At 50.5% G+C, this 24668-nt stretch carries 22 protein-coding genes; 15 read left to right on the top strand and 7 right to left on the bottom strand.

All coding sequences use genetic code 11. The features are described from left to right. Positions 1-169: 169 nt before the first annotated feature. The 3 genes from CRO57_RS07150 to CRO57_RS07140 all read left to right on the top strand — a co-directional run bounded on the left by CRO57_RS07150 (position 170) and on the right by CRO57_RS07140 (position 3347). Positions 170-1660: a leucyl aminopeptidase gene (locus CRO57_RS07150; RefSeq protein WP_097152604.1), complete on the top strand. Its 1491-nt coding sequence runs from the start codon at positions 170-172 to the stop codon at positions 1658-1660. 113 nt (positions 1661-1773) lie between these two features. Further along, positions 1774-2241 carry a DNA polymerase III subunit chi gene (locus CRO57_RS07145; protein WP_097152603.1) on the top strand — a complete coding sequence of 156 codons (468 nt, stop codon included), beginning with the start codon at positions 1774-1776 and terminating at the stop codon, positions 2239-2241. Positions 2242-2369: 128 nt separating this feature from the next. Then, on the top strand, positions 2370-3347 hold the full coding sequence (locus tag CRO57_RS07140) for a glycerophosphodiester phosphodiesterase family protein (RefSeq protein WP_097152602.1): 978 nt from the start codon (positions 2370-2372) through the stop codon (positions 3345-3347). A gap of 4 nt (positions 3348-3351) precedes the next feature. On the opposite strand, the gene CRO57_RS07135 is transcribed toward CRO57_RS07140, so the two are convergent. Together CRO57_RS07135 and CRO57_RS07130 are read right to left on the bottom strand one after the other, a co-directional pair. After that, positions 3352-3753, bottom strand: a complete 402-nt coding sequence (locus tag CRO57_RS07135; protein ID WP_097152601.1) for a VOC family protein — start codon at positions 3751-3753, stop codon at positions 3352-3354. Between the two features lie 30 nt (positions 3754-3783). Continuing rightward, positions 3784-5664: an ATP-binding cassette domain-containing protein gene (locus CRO57_RS07130; RefSeq protein ID WP_097152600.1), complete on the bottom strand. Its 1881-nt coding sequence runs from the start codon at positions 5662-5664 to the stop codon at positions 3784-3786. Between the two features lie 189 nt (positions 5665-5853). Between CRO57_RS07130 and CRO57_RS07125 the strand changes: the two genes are divergently transcribed. Next, positions 5854-6540 (top strand): glutathione S-transferase family protein, encoded by a 687-nt coding sequence (locus tag CRO57_RS07125; protein WP_097152599.1) that lies wholly within the window; start codon positions 5854-5856, stop codon positions 6538-6540. Between the two features lie 177 nt (positions 6541-6717). After that, positions 6718-7140 carry a nucleoside-diphosphate kinase gene (ndk, locus tag CRO57_RS07120; protein WP_097152598.1) on the top strand — a complete coding sequence of 141 codons (423 nt, stop codon included), beginning with the start codon at positions 6718-6720 and terminating at the stop codon, positions 7138-7140. Positions 7141-7215: 75 nt separating this feature from the next. Here the strand turns inward: ndk and CRO57_RS07115 are convergent, their stop codons facing one another. Then, positions 7216-7836, bottom strand: a complete 621-nt coding sequence (locus CRO57_RS07115; protein ID WP_097152597.1) for a LysE family translocator — start codon at positions 7834-7836, stop codon at positions 7216-7218. Between the two features lie 230 nt (positions 7837-8066). Between CRO57_RS07115 and CRO57_RS07110 the strand changes: the two genes are divergently transcribed. Continuing rightward, positions 8067-10151 (top strand): molybdopterin-dependent oxidoreductase, encoded by a 2085-nt coding sequence (locus tag CRO57_RS07110; RefSeq protein WP_097152596.1) that lies wholly within the window; start codon positions 8067-8069, stop codon positions 10149-10151. A gap of 147 nt (positions 10152-10298) precedes the next feature. Then, the gene (locus CRO57_RS07105) at positions 10299-10610 is read left to right on the top strand and encodes a hypothetical protein (RefSeq protein ID WP_097152595.1); all 312 of its coding nucleotides are present in this window, start codon (positions 10299-10301) and stop codon (positions 10608-10610) included. A gap of 167 nt (positions 10611-10777) precedes the next feature. Here CRO57_RS07105 and purN read toward each other — a convergent pair whose 3' ends face one another. Then, complete coding sequence (gene purN, locus CRO57_RS07100) at positions 10778-11443, bottom strand: phosphoribosylglycinamide formyltransferase (RefSeq protein WP_097152594.1); 666 nt, start codon at positions 11441-11443, stop codon at positions 10778-10780. A 4-nt stretch (positions 11444-11447) separates the two neighbouring features. After that, positions 11448-12530, bottom strand: a complete 1083-nt coding sequence (purM, locus tag CRO57_RS07095) for a phosphoribosylformylglycinamidine cyclo-ligase (protein WP_097152593.1) — start codon at positions 12528-12530, stop codon at positions 11448-11450. Between the two features lie 313 nt (positions 12531-12843). On the opposite strand from purM, the gene CRO57_RS07090 reads away from it, so the two are divergent. The 7 genes from CRO57_RS07090 (at position 12844) to fosX (ending at position 20520) form a co-directional block, all read left to right on the top strand. Continuing rightward, complete coding sequence (locus tag CRO57_RS07090; protein ID WP_097153267.1) at positions 12844-13392, top strand: CDP-alcohol phosphatidyltransferase family protein; 549 nt, start codon at positions 12844-12846, stop codon at positions 13390-13392. 69 nt (positions 13393-13461) lie between these two features. After that, positions 13462-14571: an AI-2E family transporter gene (locus CRO57_RS07085; protein WP_097152592.1), complete on the top strand. Its 1110-nt coding sequence runs from the start codon at positions 13462-13464 to the stop codon at positions 14569-14571. Between the two features lie 65 nt (positions 14572-14636). Then, positions 14637-15320: an HdaA/DnaA family protein gene (locus CRO57_RS07080; RefSeq protein ID WP_097152591.1), complete on the top strand. Its 684-nt coding sequence runs from the start codon at positions 14637-14639 to the stop codon at positions 15318-15320. A gap of 221 nt (positions 15321-15541) precedes the next feature. Beyond that, positions 15542-17788: an RNA degradosome polyphosphate kinase gene (locus CRO57_RS07075; RefSeq protein WP_097152590.1), complete on the top strand. Its 2247-nt coding sequence runs from the start codon at positions 15542-15544 to the stop codon at positions 17786-17788. Then, positions 17748-19298, top strand: a complete 1551-nt coding sequence (locus CRO57_RS07070; protein ID WP_097152589.1) for a Ppx/GppA family phosphatase — start codon at positions 17748-17750, stop codon at positions 19296-19298. Before CRO57_RS07075 ends, CRO57_RS07070 begins: the two co-directional genes overlap by 41 nt. Positions 19299-19318: 20 nt before the next feature. After that, a complete protein-coding gene (locus CRO57_RS07065) occupies positions 19319-20029 on the top strand; it encodes a hypothetical protein (protein WP_097152588.1) in 711 nt (236 codons plus the stop codon). 80 nt (positions 20030-20109) lie between these two features. Continuing rightward, the gene (gene fosX, locus CRO57_RS07060) at positions 20110-20520 is read left to right on the top strand and encodes a FosX/FosE/FosI family fosfomycin resistance hydrolase (RefSeq protein ID WP_097152587.1); all 411 of its coding nucleotides are present in this window, start codon (positions 20110-20112) and stop codon (positions 20518-20520) included. 31 nt (positions 20521-20551) lie between these two features. Here fosX and rnd read toward each other — a convergent pair whose 3' ends face one another. Both rnd and CRO57_RS07050 read right to left on the bottom strand, forming a co-directional pair. After that, positions 20552-21763: a ribonuclease D gene (rnd, locus tag CRO57_RS07055; RefSeq protein ID WP_170956029.1), complete on the bottom strand. Its 1212-nt coding sequence runs from the start codon at positions 21761-21763 to the stop codon at positions 20552-20554. 76 nt (positions 21764-21839) lie between these two features. Continuing rightward, positions 21840-22559, bottom strand: a complete 720-nt coding sequence (locus CRO57_RS07050) for a DUF2459 domain-containing protein (RefSeq protein ID WP_097152585.1) — start codon at positions 22557-22559, stop codon at positions 21840-21842. Positions 22560-22794: 235 nt separating this feature from the next. Between CRO57_RS07050 and aspS the strand changes: the two genes are divergently transcribed. Next, positions 22795-24576, top strand: coding sequence for an aspartate--tRNA ligase (gene aspS / locus CRO57_RS07045; RefSeq protein ID WP_097152584.1), 1782 nt, complete (start codon positions 22795-22797; stop codon positions 24574-24576). Positions 24577-24668 lie beyond the last annotated feature (92 nt).

The following is a 24668-nucleotide window of genomic DNA, read 5'->3' as shown; positions in this document are numbered from 1 at the left end:
CCGGAATCCGCTAATGCGCTCTTGAAGTTGGGGGCTAAAGGTTCCACATTCAAGGCCTGTTTTCTTATCATTGTCGCACCCGACGCATAGCCATATGTTCTGGCTGTCTCTTTCTCACAAGGGATGAATTGGGAGGCGGCCATTTCAACGAGATGAAAGACATTTACGTATGGCACAGCAACCAGTCATCAAATTTCACCCTGTGACTGCACCAAAATCGGGCAATGCGCTTGTTCTGGTTGGCAAAGATCTGGCCCTTGGAACATTGGGGAAAGAACTGGATGAAGCGTCCCAGGGTGCAATCATACGCGCTGTCAAGGCTGCGGATTTCAAGGGTGAGTTGTTCTCTACCCAAACCATTCTTGCTCCGGGGGGCGTGGGGCTTGATAGGATTCTGCTGCTTGGTGTTGGTGAGGATACTCTTGGTGAGACAGAATGGCTCCGCCTTGGCGGTGCTGCAATGGCTGCAGTCAAAGGCATCGAGAAATCATCAATGATCTTGCAACTGGCGTCTGGGGATGTGAATGCGTCCTGTGCCTCGCTTTTTGCAATGGGTATGAAGTTGCGCAGTTATGACTTTGATCGATACAAAACCAACAAAGGTGAGCCGAAGGAAGAAAAGCCAACGCCGAATGTGACTGTTCAAGTCGCAGACCATGAGGAAGCTGGCAAGCTTTGGGAGCGCGATGATGCAGTGTCTGATGGCACCTTGCTGGCGCGTGATCTGGTCAATGAGCCAGCCAACATTCTTGGCCCGGAAGAGTTTGCAGCCAAAGCCAAGGCCTTGGAAGCACTCGGTGCCGAGGTTGAAATCCTTGAGCAGGACGCACTTGAAAAAGAAAATATGTGGGCGCTGCTGGGTGTGGCGCAAGGGTCTGTTCGTGGTCCACGCGTAGCTGTCATCAAATGGAATGGCGGCAAGGAAGGCGAAGTCCCGATTGCTTTCATCGGTAAGGGCGTCGTTTTTGATACCGGTGGTATATCCATCAAGCCAGCTGGTGGCATGGAAGAGATGAAAGGTGACATGGGCGGTGCCGCAGCTGTGACCGGTCTGATGCATGCACTTGTTGCACGTAAAGCCAAGGTCAATGTGATCGGTGCCATTGGTCTGGTTGAAAATATGCCAGATGGCAATGCGCAACGCCCCGGTGATATTGTGACCTCCAAATCTGGTCAAACCATCGAAGTGATCAATACAGATGCAGAAGGTCGTTTGGTGCTTGCTGATGTTCTTACCTATATCAAAGAGACCTATGAGCCAAAATTCATGATTGACTTGGCGACGTTGACCGGCGCAGTTCTGGTGGCACTGGGCAATCACAATGCTGGTATCTTCTCCAATAGCGATGAGATGTGCGCGCAATTGTCTGCCGCTGGTGAGGTGACAGGTGAGACTGTATGGCGTCTGCCGCTGTCCAAAGACTATGACAAGATGATCGATTCTCAGTTTGCCGATATGAAGAATACCGGTGGTCGCTGGGCTGGTTCCATCACCGCAGCACAATTTCTGAAGCGCTTTGTTGGGGAAACTGATTGGGTGCATATTGATGTTGCTGGTACTGCCATGGGTTCTCCAAAGACAGAGATTAGCCAGAGCTGGGCATCTGGCTATGGTGTTCGCCTGCTGGACCGTATGGTTGCAGATAATTATGAAGGGTAAGATATTCTTGCTCTGTTGATTTATAGAAAAGGCTGGCCAGTACCAGCCTTTTCTTTTGCCTTATTGTTCCTTGCTTTCTATGCTGGGATCTCAATCATTGTGAGGCAAAAAAAGTGCCAGCCGAAATCTTCTTTTATCATTTGCAGCGTCAGCCATTGGAAATGGCTTTGCCCAGACTATTGGAAAAATGTCTGGAGCGTGGTTGGAAGTCTTTTGTACAGGTTGGAACTCCTGAGCGCCTCAAGGGACTGGATGCACAGCTTTGGACCTTTCGGGATGACAGTTTTTTGGCTCATGGTCTCGCCGGGCAGGATCACGAGGATAAACAACCGATTTTGATGTCTTCACACCCTTTACCCGCCGCCAATGGAGCCCAGGTCCGTTTCTTTGTCGATGGTGCATTGCCCAATACCGATCTTTCCCTATTGGAGGGGCTGGAGCGGGCCATCTTGATGTTTGATGATCAGGACGAGGTGACAAAACAAGCATCTCGATCTTGTTGGAAAGAGCTGAAAGAAAAGGATTTTTCTGTCAGTTATTGGAAGCAAACCGGCGGTGGTGGCTGGGAGAAGCTGGGTTAAGAAACCTCTTGTTATCGTGATCTTCGTGAACTTGTTGCCTTTTGACGGGAAACTACGTATTTTCCGCTGGTTTTTTAAAGAGTGCAGCTTTCTGCGCTTTTCTTTTGGCGGCAGAAGGTGTTGGGTCGATGGTCATTTTCAAGAGAGTTTTGGTTGCTTTGACTATTGTGGTGATTGGTGTATGGGCCTTTAATAGTCCACTCATGCGCTCAAGCTTTCCAGAAGCACAGAAGCGACTGATCGCTCATCGCGGGGTGCACCAAACCTTTCCCACGAAAGGTATCACCAATGAAACCTGCACTGCTCGGCTGATTGATCAGCCCAGTCACGAGCTGATTGAGAATACATTGCCGTCCATGAAGGCGGCGTTTGAGGCTGGGGCTGATATCGTTGAGTTGGATATTCATCTGACCATCGATGACAAATGGGCTGTCTATCACGACTGGACGCTGGATTGTCGTAGCGACGGGCAGGGGCCAGTGCGTGATGCCACAATGAAATTCCTGAAAACTCTCGATATTGGCTATGGTTATAGCGCGGATGATGGCAAGACATTTCCACTTCGTGGCAAATATGTCGGTGCCATGCCTGAGTTGGTAGAAGTATTTGCGGCCTTTCCTGACAAAAAGTTTCTGATCAATTTCAAAAGCAATGATGCGGATGAGGGTAAAGCCTTTGCGCAATTCCTGACGTCAAACCCGAATTATAAGAAACAGATCTGGGCGGTTTATGGTGGAGCCAAGCCAACCGCGACTGTTTTGGATGCACATTCTGATATGAAGGGATATACCAAACAAAGTGTGAAAGCTTGCTTGAAATCTTATGCAGCATTGGGATGGAGTGGCCATATTCCGGATATTTGTCATAATCGGATTTTGGCGGTTCCTAGCAATTATGCCCGCTGGATGTGGGGCTGGCCGGGGCTGTTCCATCAGCGTATGAAGGAAGCTGGAAGCGAGCTTATTCTGTTAGGTGATTACAGCAGTAGCAACACAGGCAGTCGTGGATTGGATGATCTGGCCACTATCGAAGCAGTACCTGCGCAGATTGGTGGCTATATCTGGACCAACAAGATTGAAGTTGTCGGTCCCGAGTTCAAAAAGTGATGCTTCACTTTGGTTTGGAATATTCTACCAGATCCCAAAGGTTGCCATAGAGATCTTCAAAAACGGCGACAGTTCCATAGTCAGCTTCCAGAGGTGGACGGATGAAGGTGATGTCACGGCTTTTGTAAAGCTCGTAGTCTCGCCAGAAGTCATCTGTTTCCAGAAAGAGGAAGACCCGACCACCGGCCTGATCACCGACATATTTTGCCTGATGGTCATTGCTGGCCCGGGCAAGAAGTAGAGACGTCGGACTGTCACCCTTTGGCCGGACCACCACCCATCTTTTGTCCTGCTCCGGCTGATAGGTGTCATCAATCAGCTCAAAGCCAAGCTTTTGAGTATAGAATTCAATCGCTTCGTCATAGTCTCGCACCACAATGGCGATCAGGGACATGGACTGGGACATGGTTTCTCCGCTCAATTCATGGGTTTTAGGCTAAGCTTCGAGTTCCTCTGACATTTCAAGCCATTTCTCCTCGATCTTGTCGAGCAGATCGGCCAGATCGCTGCGGTCTTTGGAAAGCTTGACGCCTTTTTCGGGAAACTTGGCATAAAGATCGGGATCGGCCAGCTTCTCGTCCATCTTGGCCAAACGCTCGCGGATCTTATCCATATCGCGCTCGGCTGCCTGGATTTTGCGACGCAGTGGGGCCTGTTCCTTGCGCTTTTCGGCAGAGGAGCGACGTTTCTCCGCCGCCAGATTGGCTTCACCGTTGGCTGCTTTTTCCTTGGCGGTGCTATCCGGGCTATTACGGCTGGCAAGCAACAGGCGGCGATAATCTTCCAGATCGCCATCATAGCTTTTGCAGGTGCCATCATGCACAAGCCACAGACGATCGACACAGGCCTCGATCAGGTGCCGATCATGGGAGATGAGCAGTACCGCGCCTTCATAATCATTGATGGCATGGACCAAGGCTTCGCGGCTGTCGATATCCAGATGGTTTGTCGGCTCATCGAGGATCAGGAGATGCGGCCCTTCAAAGGTGGCAAGACCCAGAAGAAGTCGGGCTTTTTCACCACCAGACAGGCTCTTGGCCGGGATGTCCATCTTCTCGGTGCCAAGACCCATTTGGGCAACGCGTGCGCGGACCTTCGCTTCCGGAACATCCGGCATCAACGGACGCACATGCTCCACCGGGTTTTCATTCGGGCGGAGCTCATCCAGCTGATGTTGGGCGAAGAAAGCGATCTTGAGCTTGTTGGCCCGATTGATGATGCCATCATCAATTTTTAGTCGGTCCGAGATCAGCTTGGCAAAGGTGGATTTACCGTTGCCGTTGGCACCCAACAGGGCCAAGCGATCATCAGGATCAATGCGCAAATCAAGATTTCTGAGGATCGGCTTGTCTGGTTCATAACTAACAGACGCTTTTTCCAGTCGAATGATGGGTGGAGCTGCGCGCTTCTCAGGATTTGGGAAGGTGATCGGCTTGATATGATCTTCCACAACGGCAGCGATTGGCTTCATCCGTTCCAGTGCCTTGATGCGGCTCTGGGCTTGTTTGGCTTTGGTCGCCTTGGCCTTGAAGCGGGTGATGAAGCTTTCCAGATGCTTGCGCTGATCCAATTGTTTGGCACGCATCTTTTGCTGTAGTTCCAGCTTTTCTCGCCGGGTGCGTTCGAAATTGTCATAGCCGCCACGATAGGAAGTCAGTTTCAGCTGATCCAAATGAGCAATGTGATCGACGGCTTTATTGAGCAGGTCTCTATCATGGCTGATGATCATCACAGTATGCGGATAACGCCCGATATAGCTCTCCAACCATAACGTGCCTTCCAGATCGAGATAGTTGGTTGGTTCATCTAGAAGCAGCAGATCTGGCTCGGAAAAGAGAATGGCCGCCAGAGCCACGCGCATGCGCCAACCACCTGAGAAATCCTTGGTGGGACGGGCCTGTGCTGCTGCATCAAAACCAAGGCCATGAAGAATGGTTGCGGCGCGGCTTTCTGCTGAATGAGCACCGATATCAGCAAGGCGAAGCTGAATTTCTGCGATCCGGTTCGGGTCGGACGCTGTTTCGGCCTCTGCCAACAGTGAGCTGCGCTCAGCATCGGCTTTCAGCACGAATTCCAAAAGACTTTCGTCCGAGGCTGGGGCCTCCTGAGCCACCTGACCGACGCGTGCGCCTTTGCGGATGGAGGCAGAGCCACTTTCCGGGGCAATGTCACCTACCAGAAGCTTGAACAGGGTCGTTTTGCCGGTGCCATTGCGGCCAACCAGTCCAAATTTGGAGCCTTCGGGAACGACGAGCGTGGCATCTTCCAGCAAGGTGCGGCCAGCGATGCGATAGGTTAGATTGTTGATATGCAGCATAATGATTTGCTTGTGCCTGATTTGATGCGCGAAGGCAATGGGGATCGGATAAATGCAACTGCTCGAAGCGCATTTTTGTCCAATGGAAAAGAGTGTTTTGTCAGCTAATGACCGTTTGGTTTAGTTGACAGGGGGAGCGAGATTTTTCAGTCTTGGCGCAATTGATTTGCTGATCGGGGAGGGATCGAGATGACCATTCAGCTTTATGATTTGTGTGGGGCGTCCAAGGATTTGCGTTTTTCACCGGCCTGTTGGCGGACACGGATGGCTCTGGAACATAAAGGGCTGAATTACGAGACCGTGCCCACAATGTTCACGGATATCCCGTCTATTGCCGGTGGTGGCCAGCGGACGGTGCCGGTGATCGAAGATGGCGAGCAGATTGTTCGCGAATCCTATGATATTGCTGTTTATCTGGAGCGCACCTATCCTGATAAGCCGAGCCTCTTTGATGGTGAGGGTGGATTGCAGCTTTCACGTTTCATGCATTGGTGGACTGGAGCGACGGTTGATGCGGGCATCGTGAAACTGGTTCTGGCTGATATTCACTCCATTCTTGATCAGGCTGATCAGAGCTATTTCCGTGAGAGCCGTGAAAAGCGCTTTGGCAAGGCTTTGGAAGAGGTGCAAAATCAGTCTGATGAGACTTTGCAGGCATTCCGTGCCAGCTTGCTGCCTTTGAGATTGGCACTCAAGAAGCATGATTTCCTGGGTGGTGATGCACCCATCTATGCAGATTATTGTGTATTTGGCTCTTTTCAGTGGGCGCGGATGGTCTCTGACCTGACGCTATTGGAAGGTGATGATCCAGTGGCACAATGGTTCGAACGCTGTTTGGATCTGTTTGATGGATTGGGACGCAAAGCGAAGGGTTGAGGCTGGTTGCAGGCGTAGCTGTTGGGGAGGAATGCAGCCCTGTCATGAGCTTGTCATGCAATAGGGCTTGCTACTGGGCCAAGGGGCGGTTATATAGCGGCCAAATCTTTTGGCCCTTTGTCGTATTCCTCTGACAAACGGCTTTTTCTTTACAAGCTAAAATCGGGAATAGTTTTTATGGCTATCGAACGTACTTTCTCCATCATCAAGCCAGATGCAACCAAGCGTAACCTGACCGGTAAAATTGTTGCCAAATTCGAAGACGCTGGCCTGCGCATCGTTGCTTCCAAGCGCATCCGTATGAGCAAAGAACAGGCTGAAGGCTTCTACGCTGTTCATAGCGAGCGTCCTTTCTTTGGTGAGCTGGTTGAGTTCATGATGTCCGAGCCTGTCGTTGTTCAGGTTCTGGAAGGTGAAAATGCGATCGCCAAGAACCGTGAAGTCATGGGTGCTACCAACCCAGCAGAAGCTGCTGAAGGTACCATCCGTAAAGAGTTCGCTCTGTCCATCGGCGAAAACTCTGTTCACGGCTCAGACGCTCCTGAGACTGCTGCTGAAGAAATCAAATTCTTCTTCGCTGACGAAGAGATTGTTGGCTAATTGCCATTGATCATCTGATCATTGAAAAAGCCCCGCTCATTTGAGTGGGGCTTTTTTGTTGGGTGATTTTCTTGTCTAGCGGGTGGCTGCTGCCATGGCGATGCCAAAGCCCATGAAGGTGGCACCAATGGAGCGGCGCAAGATCTTGACCCGACGCGGACTGGTGATGAAAAGCCGAAAGCGACCGCTGAGCAATGCCACAGCAATATGGCTGACAAGGCAGGTTGCTGCATAGGTGCAGGAGAGAATTGAGCCTTCGACCAGAAGCTGAGACGGGCCGGTCAGAAAAGGCGGAATGATAGCCACCAGAACCGCCATTGCTTTGGGATTGGTAAGCGCAATGCCCACGCCAGTCAGAAACAGCTTGCTGGAATTTGGGATCTGATCGTCATCGTTGCTCTCAACCAGATTAGAGCGATCCCGCCAGGTCTTGATGCCGAGCCAGATCAGATAAAGGCCGCCGACAATCTTGAGGATGGTGAAGGCAAGGCCGGATGCCAGCATGATTGCACCAAGGCCAAAGGTTACCGCCATACCCAATATCGCGATGCCGATGGTATTGCCCAACGCTGACCACAGTGTGATGCGGCTGCCAAAGCGCAAGGAGTTGGACATGGTCAGCAACAGACCGGGGCCTGGACTGAAAGCAGGCAGAATGGACAGGGCGACAAAGATTAGCCAGGTGTCGAGTGACATGGAGCAATGTCCTTGGAACGATCGAAGAGTTGAACCGGAGTTCTTGGTGGGAAGTGCAAAGCCCGTACATCTGAAAACAGGTTGTGCTGAACTTTGCCTATCTCGTTCTTATAGACTGACCTGCTGATTTTCTCTAGTGGTTTGTTTTCAAAGAGGGGTATTCCAAGCTTCTGGCTAGTGTCGATGCATGCTCTTTGTTACAAGAGAGCAATCAATTACAGGACCTTGCCATGACAACCTATCCTTATTTTGCCAAATCGGCTTGCCCACATGATTGCCCTTCGACATGTGCTTTGGAGGTGGAAGTGGTTGCGCCGGATCGTATTGGTAAGGTGAAGGGGGCCCGTGACCAAGCGTATACTGCCGGGGTGGTTTGCGCCAAGGTTGCCCGTTATGCAGAGCGAGCCCATAGCGAAGAACGCCTGACCAAACCCTTGCGCCGTGTTGGCCCAAAGGGTGGGGGGCAGTGGCAAGAAATCAGTTGGGATGAGGCATTGGATGAAGTGGCTTCAAAATTCCTGTCAGCAGAAGAGTATTATGGTTCGGAGAGTATCTGGCCCTATTTCTTTGCCGGGACCATGGGATTGGTTCAACGGGATGGGATAGAGCGGCTGCGTCATGTCAAACGCTATAGTGGGCAATATTCTACCATATGCGTCAATACTGCATGGCCGGGCTATCTCGCTGGAACCGGACGTCTGGCTGGACCGGATCCACGGGAGATGGCGCTGAGTGATTGTGTGGTGATATGGGGTACTAATCCTGTTCATACGCAAGTCAATGTCATGACACATGCGGTCAAAGCCCGTAAAAACCGTGATGCCAAGATCGTTGTGATCGATATTTATAAGACGGCTTCCATGGAGCAAGCCGATCTTGGGTTGGTGTTGAAGCCTGGAACCGATGGTGCCTTGGCATGTGCTGTGATGCATTGTTTGTTTAGGGATCGAAAGGCGGATCGGGACTATCTAGCAGCTAATACGGATTGTCCGAATGAGCTGGAAATGCATCTTGCCAGTCGTACGCCTGAATGGGCCGCTGAAATTACCGGGTTGAGTGTAGAAGAGATCGAAGCCTTTGCTTCTCTCTTGGCTGAACGCCCTCGGAGTTACTTTCGTCTTGGCTATGGTTTTAGTCGCCAACGCAATGGGGCGGTAAACATGCATGCCGCGAGCTGCATTGCAGCTGTATTGGGAAGTTGGAAATATGAAGGGGGGGGAGCATTTCACAGCAACAGCGGTCTTTACAAAACCAATACCTCGCTCCTGGAAGCTACGGACAAGAGACATCCATCCATTCGCAAGCTGGACCAGTCCCAGATCGGGCGTGTGCTGAGCGGTGATACAGAAGCGTTACAGGGCGGGGCACCTGTCAAGGCGATGCTGATCCAAAATACAAACCCATTGTCGGTGGCACCGGAGCAGGACCTGGTAAGAGCCGGCTTTGAGCGAGAGGATCTTTTTGTCTGCGTGCATGAACAATTCATGACCGAGACCGCAGAGATGGCTGATATCGTTCTTCCTGCAACCATGTTTACCGAGCATGATGATGTCTATAAGGGTGGTGGCCATCAATATTGGTCGTTTGGACCAAAGCTTGTTGAGGCCCCCGGCGAATGTCGCCCGAACCATTGGGTGATTTGTGAACTGGCTAAACGGCTAGGGGCAGAGCATTCTGGCTTTGCGATGGATGAGAAAGACCATATTACCGCAATATTAAAGGATGGAGGCCAAACATCTTTGAATGAGCTGGAAGAAAAAGGGTGGGTTGACGTCCAATCTGATTTCAAAACTGCTCATTATGAAGATGGCTTTGCATGGCCAGATGGCAAATTTCGCTTCAGGCCGAAATGGAAAGAGGTTCGATTCTCTCATAACGGCAAGATGGGGCCTTTCGATGATTTGCCTTCCTTGCCTGATCATTGGGATGTGATTGAAAAGGCGGATGGGGCCCATCCATTCCGATTGGCGACATCTCCTGCGCGATCCTTTCTGAACTCAACCTTTTCCGATGTATTGAGCTCTCGCAAAAAAGAAGGTGCTCCAAGCCTAAAAATACATTCGCAAGATATGGCTGAGCTTTCCTTGGAAGAAGGAGAAGAGGTGAGGATTGGGAATGAACGCGGAGAGACCTACTTGCCGGTTGAAGCTTTTGATGGTCTTTGTCGTGGTGTAGTGATTGCAGAAGGGATTTGGCGAAACAAGGATCACAAGGAGGGGAGAGGGATCAATAGCCTCACCTCAGCTGATCAGGTGGCGCCTTTCGGTGGCGTTGCCTTTCATGACAACAAGGTGTGGATCAAAAAGCAAAAATAAGATGCTTTCTGCTTTGCCATTCTGGATGGAATCATTAGATTGACTTCCAAGACTTAACTATGTGCCCAATAGGCGAGATGAATGGGCAGGTAGTCAGGAGCCAACAAAAATTAAGGGGCATCCCGTATGGCGGGGATGAGGTTATATATGAATTTGTTCAAAACAATGATTGTGGCTATTGTGGCCGGATTTGCTTTTGCTGGTGTTGGTGTGTCTTCCGCCAATGCAGAAGATCTGACCAAGGGTCTGTTTCAGGCGCGTGTGTTGGATTATTGCCTGTATGACCAATGGGCGAAGCGTAAAGAAAAAGATGGCATTCTGAAGGAGTGCCGTTGTGCGTCCAAGGCTTATGTTGCAGGCCTTGATAAAGAGACTTTGGGTAAGCATCTGAAATCTGGCAGCCTGAGCTATAATGATAAGAAAGCTGTATTGGGCGCACATGCCAAATGTCGTAAATAATGAGCTTCAATATATTCCTGAAGTAACGAAAAGGCAGCTTAATGAGCTGCCTTTTTTGATGTCAGTGTTTGGGAGCGCGCGTAGACCATGCAAGGTGACATGGTCTAACTCTTTGCTGGAGAGAAGCTTTTACTTTTGATTGTGAAACCAATCAAAAGAGACCCGTTTTAAAAGATCATCTGCTGCTCTTCGGTGGCGCACAGGTTGTTGCCATCATCCTTGATACGGACGCGCATTCCATCGACAAGCACTTTGTCGCCTGCCACCAAGGCCACGGCGCGCGGATAGATTTTGTGCTCGGCCTTCAGGATACGGCCTGCCAGACTATCGGCTGTGTCATCATTTAACACTGGCACGGCAGCTTGGCAGATGATTGGGCCGCTATCCATATCCGCCCGCACGAAATGCACGCTACATCCAGCCAGACGGCAGCCGGTATCAATGGCACGTTGATGCGTATTCAGTCCCTTGAAGCTTGGCAGGAGCGATGGGTGGATGTTGATCATCTTGTCGGTCCATTTGCCGACAAACTCCGCCGTCAAGATACGCATGAAGCCAGCCAGAACCACCAGCTCGATCTTGTGCTCTTCCAGTTTCTTCTGGATTTGCGCATCAAAAGCCGAACGATCGCCCTTGTAGTTGCGATGATCAACCACTTCGGTGGCGATGCCATGGTCTGCAGCAGTTTCCAGGCCCTTTGCATCAGGCTTATTGGCCAGCACCAGCGCAATATCAGCCGGGTAGTTACTGGCCTTTGCAGCATCCAGAATGGCAGTCATGTTGCTGCCGCGCCCTGAAATCAGAATTGCCACGCGCTTCTTTGGGCTTGCCATCAGATCAGGCTCCGAACTCGATCATGGTGTCATAGATCACAGCGTCGCCATCGCGAGATTTCAACTCGCCCAAACGCACGGCATTTTCACCACTTGCTTCAAAAGCCTTGATGGCATCACCGGCTTTGTCAGCTTCAACCACGACAATCATGCCAATGCCGCAATTGAAGGTGCGGAGCATTTCCTTGGTTTCGACACCGCCGAGCTTTTGTAGCCAGCCAAAGACAGCGGGAGGAGTGATTTGTGCCAGATCCAGATGAGCTGCCAGATCGTCAGGCAGCACGCGCGGGATATTCTCCGGGAAACCGCCACCTGTGATATGGGCGAGGGCTTTGATGGCACCAGTCTCGCGCATCACTTTCAGAATTTGCTGAACATAGATGCGGGTCGGTTCCAGCAACGCTTCACCGATGGATTTGCCATCTTCGAATGGAGCAGCATCTTTAAAGCCAAGACCGTTGGCTTCCAGAATGCGGCGCACTAGCGAGAAGCCATTGGAATGGACACCGGAAGATGCAAGGCCGATCAAGACATCACCTTCCTTGATTTCACGGGGTAGCAGGGTGCCGCGTTCAGCCGCGCCAACAGAGAAACCGGCCAGATCATAATCCTGATCGGCATACATGCCCGGCATTTCCGCAGTCTCGCCACCGATCAGTGCGCAATTGGCTTGTTTGCAGCCGTCGGCAATACCTTTGATCACATCTGTTGCGGCTTCTACATCCAGTTTGCCGGTTGCGAAATAGTCGAGGAAGAAGAGTGGCTCTGCTCCTTGTACCACAAGATCGTTGACGCACATGGCAACCAGATCGATGCCGACAGTGTCATGCTTGTCGGTCTCAATGGCGATTTTAAGTTTGGTGCCAACACCATCATTGGCCGCGACGAGAATAGGGTCTTTGAAACCAGCGCTCTTGAGATCAAACAGGCCGCCAAAGCCGCCAATATCGGTGTCAGAACCCGGGCGGGTTGTGGACTTGACGATAGGCTTGATGGCTTGAACCAGTGCATTGCCCGCATCTATGTCTACGCCAGCCTGGGCATAGGTCAGTGTGTTGGGCTTGTTTGATGCATTCTTCTCAGACATTGCTGACCTCTTGGTGCAAAATATCACGGGGCAGGGGTCGGCTTATATTGCCTCCCGCCGTTGAGCCTGAGACACACGAAATTAGTCGCAAATGCAAGCCCTCTTTGGAAAAAGCCGCAAAAGGGGGATGATTGAAGCAAAAAGCACTTGGAAATTCCTCCATTTGTGACCAAATAAGGTGGAATCGCCAACAAATTGTGACCATTGAATGGTATATGGTTACATGGGTTGGCTATGGTTCTATACAGATCAAATTTGGTGCCGATATTGCCGCAAAATCAAATTTGATGAATCTCTAGAGGCTTCGTGTCGTTTGACAATACCTAATATCATTACCATAGCGCGTTTGTTTCTGGTTCCCCTGATTGTCTGGCTTCTGGTCGATGGGCGTTTCATGAGCGCTTTCTGGATTTTTTTGGCTGCCGGTCTTTCTGATGCTGTTGATGGCATCATCGCCCGGAAATTCAATATGCAGTCTGAATTGGGCGCGCATTTGGATCCATTGGCGGACAAAGCCTTGCTGGTGTCAATCTATGTGACCATGGGCTTCATGCTGGAAATACCGGCCTGGATCGTGATTGCGGTGGTCAGTCGTGATTTTCTGATCATAGGAGCTGTGATTCTGTCCTGGGTGATGGGACAGCCGGTGGAGATGAAGCCGCTGGTTATTTCCAAGGCCAATACGACTTTTCAGATCATTTTCGCCGGCATCATATTGGCAGATTTGGCTGGCGTGGCAGAACTCTCGACCGAGCGCATGATACTCGGTTATATCGTGGCTACCTTGACGCTTTTGTCTGCAGGGGCCTATTTGCTATCATGGCTTACTCATATGGGACAGTCAGATTCGACGTTGAATTGATTGGTTGATCCAACTGGAACTTGTTTCAAGATTCTACCGAACGTTCGGGTATCAAGAGGAGTAGGTCTGGTGACCTTGCAAAAGCAGTTTACTTTCTGGTTTATCGCTCTACTGGCTTTGTGCCTGTGTCTTTTTTTGTTGCGCGGAATCTTGTTGCCGTTTGTTGCCGGTATGGCCCTTGCCTATCTGCTGGATCCCATAGCTGATGCTTTTGAGCGACTGGGCATGAGTAGAATGCTTTCAACGGTGACAATTCTGATTCTGTTTCTTTTGATTTTCATGCTGGCAATTGTGATTATAGTGCCGGTACTTGCACATCAGATGTCTGGTTTTGCCGAGAATTTGCCGGGCTATATTGCCAAGTTGCAGGACTTTGTTTCCAGGCAAGGTGCAAGTATTCTACCGCGTTTCCTGAATGAATTGGATGCAGCTGCCGTTCAGGCCAATATCAAGGATCTTGTCTCGCAAGGGGCAAGCTGGATTGGTGCGCTTATTCAGTCGATCTGGAATGGCGGACAGGCTTTGCTGGATATTGTTGCACTGATGGTCATTACACCAGTCGTTGCCTTCTATCTGCTGTATGATTGGGATCGTATGATTGCCAAAATCGACGGTTGGTTGCCACGAGATTCCCAGATGACCGTTCGCCGACTTGCGGCCGAAATTGATAACAGCGTTTCGGGATTTGTCCGTGGGCAGATCATGGTCGGTCTTATCCTTGGTATTTTCTATGCGGTCAGCCTGTCATTGCTAGGATTGAATTTTGGACTTTTGATCGGGCTGGGGGCAGGGGTTATCAGCTTCATACCTTATGTAGGGGCAACGCTGGGGTTGGTGGTTTCCGGTGGTGTGGCCGTGGTACAATTCTGGCCCGATATGTTGCCTATCGGCATTGCTTTGGGGATTTTTGCTGTTGGTCAGTTTGTGGAAGGCAATATTTTGCAGCCGCGTCTGGTTGGAGAGAGAGTGGGACTGCATCCTGTCTGGTTGATGTTTGCTTTATTGGCGTTTGGTTCGCTTTATGGCTTTGTCGGCATGTTGATTGCTGTTCCGGCTGCTGCTGCCATTGGCGTGATTGTACGTTATGTGCTGGAGCAATATCTTCAATCCCCAATCTATCAAGGGCGTAGTGGACTGTTGATTGCGTCCTCTGCCCAAGATGAGGCACAAGAGAACTAACACAGTGATTCTCAGTCAGAGCACGCTGTGACGATTGTTTCCAAGATTGAAAGAGATGAGTGAGTATGAGTAAAGGCCAGCAAATGCCTCTTGATTTGCCTCATGACGAGGCTTTGGGAAGAGATGACTTTTTGTCTGGTCCGGCAAATGCCAATGCGCTTGCTCTGATTGATCAATGGCCCAACTGGCCATCTTACTGGGTGCTTTTGGCAGGTCCGGTTGGGGCGGGTAAATCTCATCTTGCTCGTATTTGGCAAGAAGCGAGCAATGCGCGTATCATCACACTGGATGAACTCAATAATAGTGATCCAACCACGCTTATTTCTGGCGGAGCTGTTGTTGTCGAAGATGCCGATGGAGCTGAGCGTGATGATACAGCTCTGTTTCATTTGCTCAATGCTGCGAAGGAAGCCGGTGCATATGTTCTGATCACAGCGCGTACCTGGCCTGAGAGCTGGGGTGTCGCTTTGCCGGATCTTGCGTCACGTCTTCGCCTCACAACACCAGTTGAATTGAATGAGCCTGATGAAACTCTTTTGCGGGTGGTTCTGGTCAAGTTGTTTGCAGATCGGCAGTTGATGGTGGACCCGCCTGTCATTGATTATATTGTCTTGCGGATGGAGCGTTCTCTTGCAGCAGCATTGACACTGGTTGAGGCACTTGATCGGGAAGCCATGGCCCAGTCTCGCTCCATTACACGGCCGTTTGCAGCGGACATTCTTCGCCGCATGGAGGGAGAGGGACGCTAGCCTTCTCTTTCAAAGTTACGGCCTGATTTACGCCCAATTGCCTATGGCAATTATCCAAAGCCTTTTGACCCACGTCATCACATTGCTATGATAGGGCATTATCCTTTTTAGGTTGGTGAGTCTTTGAACTGATGTCAGATAAAGGCCTGCCAGTTGTCGTGGTGTGTTCGCGGCAATAAGGTGATGAAACTGCATACTCAATGCCATAGGTCCGATCTGTTATGTCCGAAATTATCCTGACGCCTGCCAATGGCGGCAAAGCTGCTCCTTCCGCACCCGTTGCGGATGTTCAAGATCAGTTGGAAGATCTGGTTCCGACAAATGAAGAAGTCGAAGCCCTGATGCGCAGTCCTGGGCGTTTTGTAAACCGGGAGCTCTCATGGCTCGGATTTAACAGTCGCGTGCTTGAAGAGACTGAAAACCCCTCTCATCCTTTGCTCGAACGTCTTCGGTTTCTGTCTATCTCTGCCAATAATCTGGATGAGTTTTTCATGGTCCGTGTGGCAGGCCTTAAAGGGCAGGAACGTGCAGGGGTATCATCCGTCAGCGCTGATGGCCTGACTGCAAGTCAACAATTGGTCAAGATCAATGCTGCCGTGGCCGATCTGACAGAGCGACAGCAGACTCGTTGGGTTGCCTTGCGCAAGGAATTGGAAGATGAGGGGATCTTTCTGATTGAGCCTGAAAAACTTGATGAAGACGATTTGAAGGAATTGGAAAGCGTCTTTCTAGCGTCCATTTTTCCGGTTTTGACCCCGTTGGCTGTGGACCCGGCGCATCCATTCCCATTCATTCCCAATTTTGGCTTCTCGCTGGCATTGACATTGCGTGGCACCAATGGCCGGGATGATCTGACTGCTATTGTGCGTATGCCGAACAGTCTGGATCGTTTCATCCGTTTGCCTGTGAGAGAAGGAGATGAGGGAAGCCAGCGCTTTGTGGTTCTGGAAAAGGTCGTTGCCTTGTTCATCAATCGTATTTTTCCGGCCTATGAGGTGCAGGATATCGGCGCATTCCGCATCATCCGAGATTCCGATATCGAGATTGAGGAGGAAGCGGAAGATCTGGTGCGGCACTTTGAAAGTGCCTTGAAACGCCGCCGTCGTGGGTCTGTGATCCGGCTGGAGCTGGATGGCTCAATGGCGCCGACATTGCGTGATTTTGTGGCTGAGGCGGTTCATATCCATTCAGATGAAATGTTTTTGACGGATGGCTTGATGGCACTGAATGAGCTGTCAGAATTGGTGGATATCAACCGAGAGGATCTGAAGTTCAAACGTTATATCGCTCGTTTTCCAGAGCGGATTCGTGAGCATAACGGAGATTGTTTTGCCGCCATCAAGGAGAAGGATCTCATCATCCATCATCCTTATGAAAGCTTTGATGTGGTGGCGCAGTACCTTACTCAGGCAGCACGTGATCCAAAAGTGATGGCGATCAAGCAAACGCTGTATCGCACTTCCAAAAACTCACCAATCATCAAGGCTTTGATTGAAGCTGCAGAAGCCGGGAAGTCCGTTACTGCTCTTGTGGAGTTGAAAGCTCGTTTTGATGAAGAAGCCAATATAGGCTGGGCGCGGGATCTGGAGCGTGCTGGTGTACAGGTGGTCTTTGGTTTCATCGAGCTGAAAACTCATGCGAAATTGTCGATGGTTGTTCGCCGTGAAGAGGGTCGTATGGTGACCTATTGTCATATCGGTACTGGCAATTATCATCCGATCACCGCGAAGATATATACCGACCTCAGTTTCTTTACGGCTGATGAACAGACCGCCATGGATGTGGCGCGGGTGTTCAACTTCATCACAGGTTATGCAGAACCGGAGGATCTGACACATCTTCTGGTTTCACCCTATACAATGCGCGCAACTTTGCTCGATTATATCGAAAAGGAAATCGAGCATGTTCAGCACGGTCGTCCAGGGCGAATCTGGTGCAAGATGAACTCTATTGTCGATCCAACTCTCATTGATGCTTTTTATCGGGCAAGCCAGGCAGGGGTGAAGATTGATCTGATTGTTCGTGGTATCTGCTGCTTGCGTCCACAATTGCCAGGCCTTTCCAGTAATATTCGGGTCAAATCCATCGTTGGGCGTTTCCTTGAGCATTCTCGCATCATCTGTTTTGGTAATGGCAAGGAATTACCGAACCCGGATGCCGTGATTTATATGGGATCGGCTGATCTCATGCCACGCAATCTGGATCGTCGTTGTGAGACTTTCACCCCCATCAAGAACCCAACGGTTCATGCGCAAGTTCTGGATCAGATCATGGTTGCCAATCTGATGGATAACCAACAGAGTTGGGAGATCTTGCCAGATGGCTCATCACGGCGTATTCATGCCGCAGACGGTGAAGAACCGTTCAATGCCCATAATTTCTTCATGACGAACCCGAGTCTTTCGGGTCGAGGTGACTCGCTAGAACATGACGCACCCCGCGCCTTTACCGACAGGGTCCAGCGATAAATCGCTGACCAAATATGCCAATCAAGGTTTGATCAAGGGATCAAATCCTGTGGCAGTTATTGACATTGGCTCCAATTCCGTTCGCCTGGTTATGTATGAGAGGCTGAGCCGTGCGCCAGTGCCCATGTATAACGAGAAGGTGCTTTGTGGGCTTGGCAAGGGGGTGGCTGTAACTGGCCAGCTCGATGAAAAAGCCGTTACTTGTGCACTCAAGGCCTTGAAACGTTTTCGCTTTCTGATGGAACGAGCGGGGGTGAAGCGTTTTTTCATACTTGCGACAGCTGCCGCTCGCGAAGCTTCAAATGGGCCGGATTTCCTTGAAAGTGTGAAGGAGATTTGCGGTCAGGAAGCAGAAGTGCTTTCTGGTGAAGAAGAGGCACGTCATTCGGCTCTTGGTATCGTTTCTGCGATGATGGATCCGCAAGGTGTAGCTGGTGATCTGGGCGGAGGTAGCCTTGAGCTGATCCGTGTGATGGGAAATGAGCTCGGTAAGGGTGCGACCTATCCGCTTGGAGGTCTGCGTTTAAGCGATATGGCCAAGGGCTCCATCAAGCAAGCGCGTAAGATAGCGCGTACCGAGCTGGAGAAGTCTGCAGAGTTGAACGCCTTGGAAGGGCAGAATTTCTACGCTGTTGGCGGTACATGGCGTGCGCTGGCGCGACTGCATATGTCCTTCGTGGGGTATCCGCTTGAAGTGATGCATCATTACGAAATCGACCCCGAAGAGATGCTTGAATTTTGTGAGCAGACCATGCGTGGTGACATTGAGGATCTTGACTGGATTGGCTCTATTTCGAAAGCACGCCGTGCCTTGCTTCCCTTTGGTGCTGCTGTTCTGTCAGAGGTGATCAAGCGGGGTAAGCCGAAAAGGATTGTCATGTCTGCCCTTGGCGTACGTGAAGGGCATCTTTACGGTCTGTTGTCGGAGGACGAGCAGAAACAGGATCCATTAATCGCGGCTTGCGAGGAATTGTGCATTCTGCGGTCTCGTTCAACGGATTATGCCTTTGAACTGGCTAACTGGTTGGATGACATATTCTCCAAACTCAAAGTTGATGAAAGCGCTTATGAGAAACGCCTACGTCGTGCCGCCTGTTTGCTTGCTGATATTGGTTGGAGAGCACATCCTGACTATCGTGGTACGCAAAGCTTGAACATCATCGCTCATGGCACTTTCATCGGGATTGATCATTCCGGGCGTGCCTATCTGGCGATGGCCAACTATTTCCGCCATGAAGGATTATCAGGTAATCGTATGGGGTTGCGTGTCCGCGAGTTGGCCAATACGCATTTCCGCTCACTTGCACGGCTGACCGGTGCTGCACTACGTCTTTCGCATGTTGCGGCTGGGGAATTGCCGGGTATTTTGCCTTTGATGACCGTGCGGTTGGATGATGATGTTGCGGTTCTGGAAATTCCTGATGAATTGGCGGCACTGAAAAGCGATAAAATGGAGCGGCGCTTTATGCAGTTTGTCCGCTTGCTCGGTTTTGATGGCCGGGTTGATTAGGTCCCTCAGAAAGAAATCGAATGACTGATATTGAAGTGAATGAAACAGGTCCTGCTGGCGTTGCTGCCGATGCCTATGAGTGGCTTGTTGTGCAGGGCGGACCAGATCATGCGCCTTATGCTGGGGCTGATGAGATCTATCATGATCGTGATCCTTATGGCGAATATATCCTCTTTGCTGCGACGGACGCTGATGCAGTGAATGAAATGGGTCAATGCTCCATTCAGTCCTATAAATACCTGGCTGAAGTGCGTGTTAGCTTTGAGGAAGATCTTCTTGAGGATGCGCGTCAGGATATTGCCTGGTGCCAGGAAGAGGTCGCAGAGCAAGGTCATGCTTTTGCTTCCGATATTTGGCCAAGCTGGCAGGATGTGCCGTTGGAAGTTGTTTCCAATAGTATTTTTCCTGAAGGGCAAGATTTTGTTATGGCGAAAAGTGTTCTTGCCGTTGGTGAGGATGCTGCTTCCTTCGTTGAAGTCACCCGTATTGAATCCGATGGCCCCTCTGAAATGGCGCTGACTTTTTGCAAGATAGAGAAAGACCGCTTGCTGGAAATCAAGACTGTTCTCAAAGACGGTGGCATGCCGATCTATCTCTGGGCAGGTTTGTGGCAAGAGCTGGTAGAAAAATATGCTGATCTGCCATATGAACAACTCACTGGTTCCAAGCGTGTGGAGCCGGAGCCAGAAGAGTATGACTTTGGCGATCTTGATGGGGAAGACGAAGTCTAAATCTCTCCTGGTCTTTCTGTTGCCCTGATTGCACGCTTCGCTAATGCATCATTGGATTTGCATATGATGCGGAGTGAGAAATGGTATCAGCGCTTAGTCATATTACCTTCGTGGTCGAAGATCTGAATCGGATGAGTGGCTTCTTGACGCATATATTTGATGCGCGGGAAGTCTATTCATCCGGTGACAATACATTTTCAGTGTCTTCTGAAAAATTCTTCATCATAGGTGAGCAATGGATTGCCATCATGCAAGGGACACCCATGCCAGAGCGCAGCTATAACCATGTTGCGTTTAAAATCGACGATGAAGAATTCGATCTCTATCAGCAGCGTCTCGAAGACTATGGAGCTGAGATGTTATCTGGTCGCCCGCGTGTGAAGGGTGAAGGGCGTTCTCTCTATTTCTATGATCATGACAATCATTTGTTCGAGCTGCATACCGGCACATTGGAACAACGTCTTGCGCGCTATCAGGCTGAAACAGCCTGATCAATTTTGTGTAGAAGAATAACTTGGGGTGCTATTGCGTTCTTGCCGGGCGCTTGCTGCGACGCGTACGTGGCTTTGGGTTTTCTGGCAGAACTGGTGGATCAACTTCAATGATCGTGACGCGTTTTCCTTCCAGACGCATGGCAATTTCGCCGGTTTTGATCTTCAGCGCATATTGACCGAACAATTCATGGCGCCAGCCTTTCAGGGCAGGGACATCGGCATTGTCGTCACTTGCTATTTTGTCCAGATCGTCAACGGTTGCCAGAACCTTGGCTGCAACGCCATGCTTTTCTGATGTCAGCTTCAGCAAAACCTTCATCAAATCGACAGCAGCGCCAGAGCCTTCCGGTTGATTCTTACCTTTGGGTAGTACGGGTAGATCATCTTTGGGAATGGCATCGACCTGCCGCATGATGTCAAGAATTTCCTGACCAGCTTTGGAGCGTTCATAGCCCTTGGAGATGGAGCGCAGTGCAGATAACGCGTTGGTATCTTTGGGCTGTTGCATGGCAAGCTCAAAGATCGCGTCATCTTTCAGAATGCGACTGCGCGGCACGTTGCGACTTTGCGCCTCTTGTTCGCGCCATTGTGCCATCATTTGCAGGGCAGCGAATTCTCGCGGTTTGCGAATGCGCAATTTCATACGCTTCCAGGCTGCGTGAGGCTCGGTGTAGTAGGTGTCCGGGGAGGTCAGGATTTCCATTTCCTCTGCCACCCAGTGGGAACGGTTCTGCTCTTCCAGATTTGCACGCAAAGCATGGTAGACATCGCGCAGATGTGTGACGTCTGCCAGTGCATAATTGAGCTGCTTGTCTGTTAGTGGACGACGAGACCAATCTGTGAAGCGAGAAGATTTGTCGATTCGATTGCCTGTGAGCCTGAAGACCAGCTGATCATAGGAAATGGAATCGCCAAAGCCACATACCATTGCAGCAACCTGACTATCGAACATCGGGTGGGGGATCAGCTTACCCAGATGATAAATGATCTCGACATCCTGTCGGCCTGCATGAAAGACCTTTGTCACATCCTCATTGCTCATAAGCTCAAAGAATGGCGCCAGATCGATGTCTTTGGCCAACGGGTCGACGATGACAGCATCTTCGGGTCCTGCAATCTGAATCAGACACAGTTTGGGCCAGTAAGTTGTCTCTCGCAGAAACTCGGTGTCTACGGTGACATAATTATGGGCGGCAAAGGCGGTACAAGCGGCTGCCAGTTCGGCAGTAGAGGATATGATCTTCATTGCAAACGCTTATAACGAAGATTTGATCTCTTGTCGCCTTATCTTTGTAACTAACTTTGTCTGGCTGTGGCTATTGTTCGCTCCTATTGTTTGGATAGGGTTTAGCTGGCCAGTTTTTGGCTGAAGATCGATGCACCAGATCATATCTTAGCAAGCCAGGCCAAGTCGCCAACGTGATATTGACTGGAAGGCCCGCATCATTGAGGCGCTTTGCCGTCCAATGATTGCAAATGCTGAATAGGTGATAGTGACCTCTGGCAGGAAAGAACCGGCTGTCGCCGTAAAGACCCTTTGACGCGATATCGTTCAAAGGAAATTTCATATCGCTGTCTATGCCTTGGAGCATTTGGGCCAGTCCAGCTTTTGAGATGACCAGTTCAACGACGTTGTCATACTTGAAGATTGATGGAATGTGCCCTCTGAAGCCTGCCATATGAAATGTAGTCGGGGTAGGGATGAAGGCCGCCTTGGCCATGGTTGGTAAATTGATGAGGTCCCACTCTCCTGCTTCATAAAATGCCTTGTCTCCCCATCCAATTTCCAGCCAATCGGCCCCTTCGAAATAGGACAGGGTTTTGTTCAGGTTGATCAGCTCAGGCATGTGTTTGATGCTGTAGGCTGGCACGACAATGCCTGCGTGATAGCCGAGATCAGTGACATAAATGGTTGCTTGAGCCTCTGGATTTGAGGCTGGATAGAGTTTGGAATTGGCGGATCGTTCGCCCTTGAAAAGCATCGCGACTGTCAGACAGATCAGGATCAGGCCAGCCTTGAAAATGCGTCTTATCATATTGCGAAAACATCTACTGATTGGCGTGGTGCACAGAATTGCTGGGATGCACCAGAAGGGATTGATCGGCAATGGCGGATTATTCTTATATGATTTGGGCAAAAAGAAGAGAAAAGATCAAGGATTGTGACTGATCTCTTGACTATCCGGGCGCATAAGGGCAGGTTCGCGCAAGATTTCAGGGCGGCCAATCGGTGCGCCCGTTTTGTCGTGACAAATTATCAGGGTTCAATTCATGCATCCTTATCGCAGCCATACTTGTGGCGATCTTCGCGAAAGCCATGTGGGCGAGTCGGTTCGCCTTTCCGGTTGGGTTCACCGTGTTCGTGACCATGGTGGTCTTCTTTTCATTGATCTGCGCGATCAATATGGCCTGACCCAGGTGGTGGCCGATCCTGATTCTCCTGCCTTTGCACTGGCTGAAACCGTACGCGGTGAATGGTGCATCATGGTAGAGGGTGAGGTTAAGGCCCGTACCGAGGAGACCGTCAACGATAATCTGCCAACCGGCAAGATCGAGATGTTCATTTCCAACATGGAAGTTCTCGGCTCTTCCAAAGAGTTGCCGCTGCCGGTTTTCGGTGAGCCTGACTATCCGGAAGACATTCGCCTGAAATATCGTTTCCTGGATCTGCGTCGTGAGACCATGCATGCAAACATCCTGAAGCGTTCTCAGGTCATGTCTGCTGCACGCCGTCTTATGGGTGAGATTGGGTTCAACGAATTCCAGACACCAATCCTGACCGCGTCTTCTCCTGAAGGTGCGCGCGACTTCATGGTGCCATCTCGTATTCATCCTGGCAAATTCTTCGCTCTGCCGCAGGCTCCTCAGCAGTTCAAACAGCTGTTGATGGTTGCTGGTTTCGACAAGTATTTCCAGATCGCTCCTTGCTTCCGCGATGAAGATCCTCGTGCTGACCGTCTGCCAGGCGAATTCTATCAGCTCGACATGGAAATGAGCTTCGTTGAGCAGGATGATGTTTTGAACACCATGGAACCTGTGATCCGTGGCCTGTTCGAGGAATTTGCTGAAGGTAAGCCTGTTACACAGAACTTCCCGCGCATTTCCTATGCTGAAGCTCTGCGTAAATATGGCTCTGACAAGCCTGATCTGCGTATTCCTATCGAGATCGAAGAAGTATCCGACCATTTCCGTGGTTCCGGCTTCAAGATCTTTGCGCGCATGCTGGAAGAAGATCACAATGAAGTCTGGGCAATTCCGGCGAAAACCGGTGGTGCACGTACCTTCTGTGACCGCATGAACAGTTGGGCTCAGTCTGAAGGTCAGCCTGGTCTTGGCTATATTTTCTGGCGTAAGAAAGAGGACGGCTCCATTGAAGGTGCAGGTCCTCTGGCCAAGAATATCGGCCCAGAACGCACAGATGCGATCCGTGAACAGCTTGGTCTGGATGCTGGCGATGCCTGCTTCTTTGCAGCTGGCGATCCAAAGAAATTCTACGATTTTGCCGGTAAAGCCCGCGTACGAGTAGGTGAAGAGCTGGATCTGATTGATCGTGACCGCTATGAGCTGTGCTGGATTGTTGATTTCCCAATGTATGAGTGGAATGAGGAAGAAGACAAAGTTGACTTCTGCCACAACCCATTCTCCATGCCGGAAGGTGGTATGGACGGTTTGGAAAACACCGATCCGCTCAAGCTGAATGCTTATCAGTATGATATCGCATGTAACGGCTACGAGCTCGGCTCAGGTGCTATCCGTAACCACAATCCTGAAATCATGAAGAAAGCTTTCGAGATTGCTGGGTATGACGAAGAGGTTCTCGAAGAGCGCTTTGGCGGCATGTATCGTGCCTTCCAGTATGGTGCGCCTCCACATGGTGGCATGGCGCTGGGCATGGAGCGTATCATCATGCTTCTGTGCGGTAAGCCAAACCTGCGTGAGATCACACTCTTCCCAATGAACCAGCAGGCAGAAGATTTGCTGATGGGTGCGCCGTCTGAGGCTACCAACCAGCAGCTTCGCGATTTGCATCTGCGCTTGAACCTGCCTGAATAAGGCAATTGGTCAGGAGCCGTGATGAATGGCTTCTGTTTCGATATTAAAAAAGCCGGGCTCATGGCGAGCCCGGCTTTTTTGTGTCTTTTTCA

The organism is Cohaesibacter gelatinilyticus (genome assembly GCF_900215605.1).
GTDB lineage: Bacteria > Pseudomonadota > Alphaproteobacteria > Rhizobiales > Cohaesibacteraceae > Cohaesibacter > Cohaesibacter gelatinilyticus.
The sequence above is the reverse complement of the archived record's forward strand: the minus strand, read 5'-3'. Positions and strand labels throughout refer to the sequence as shown.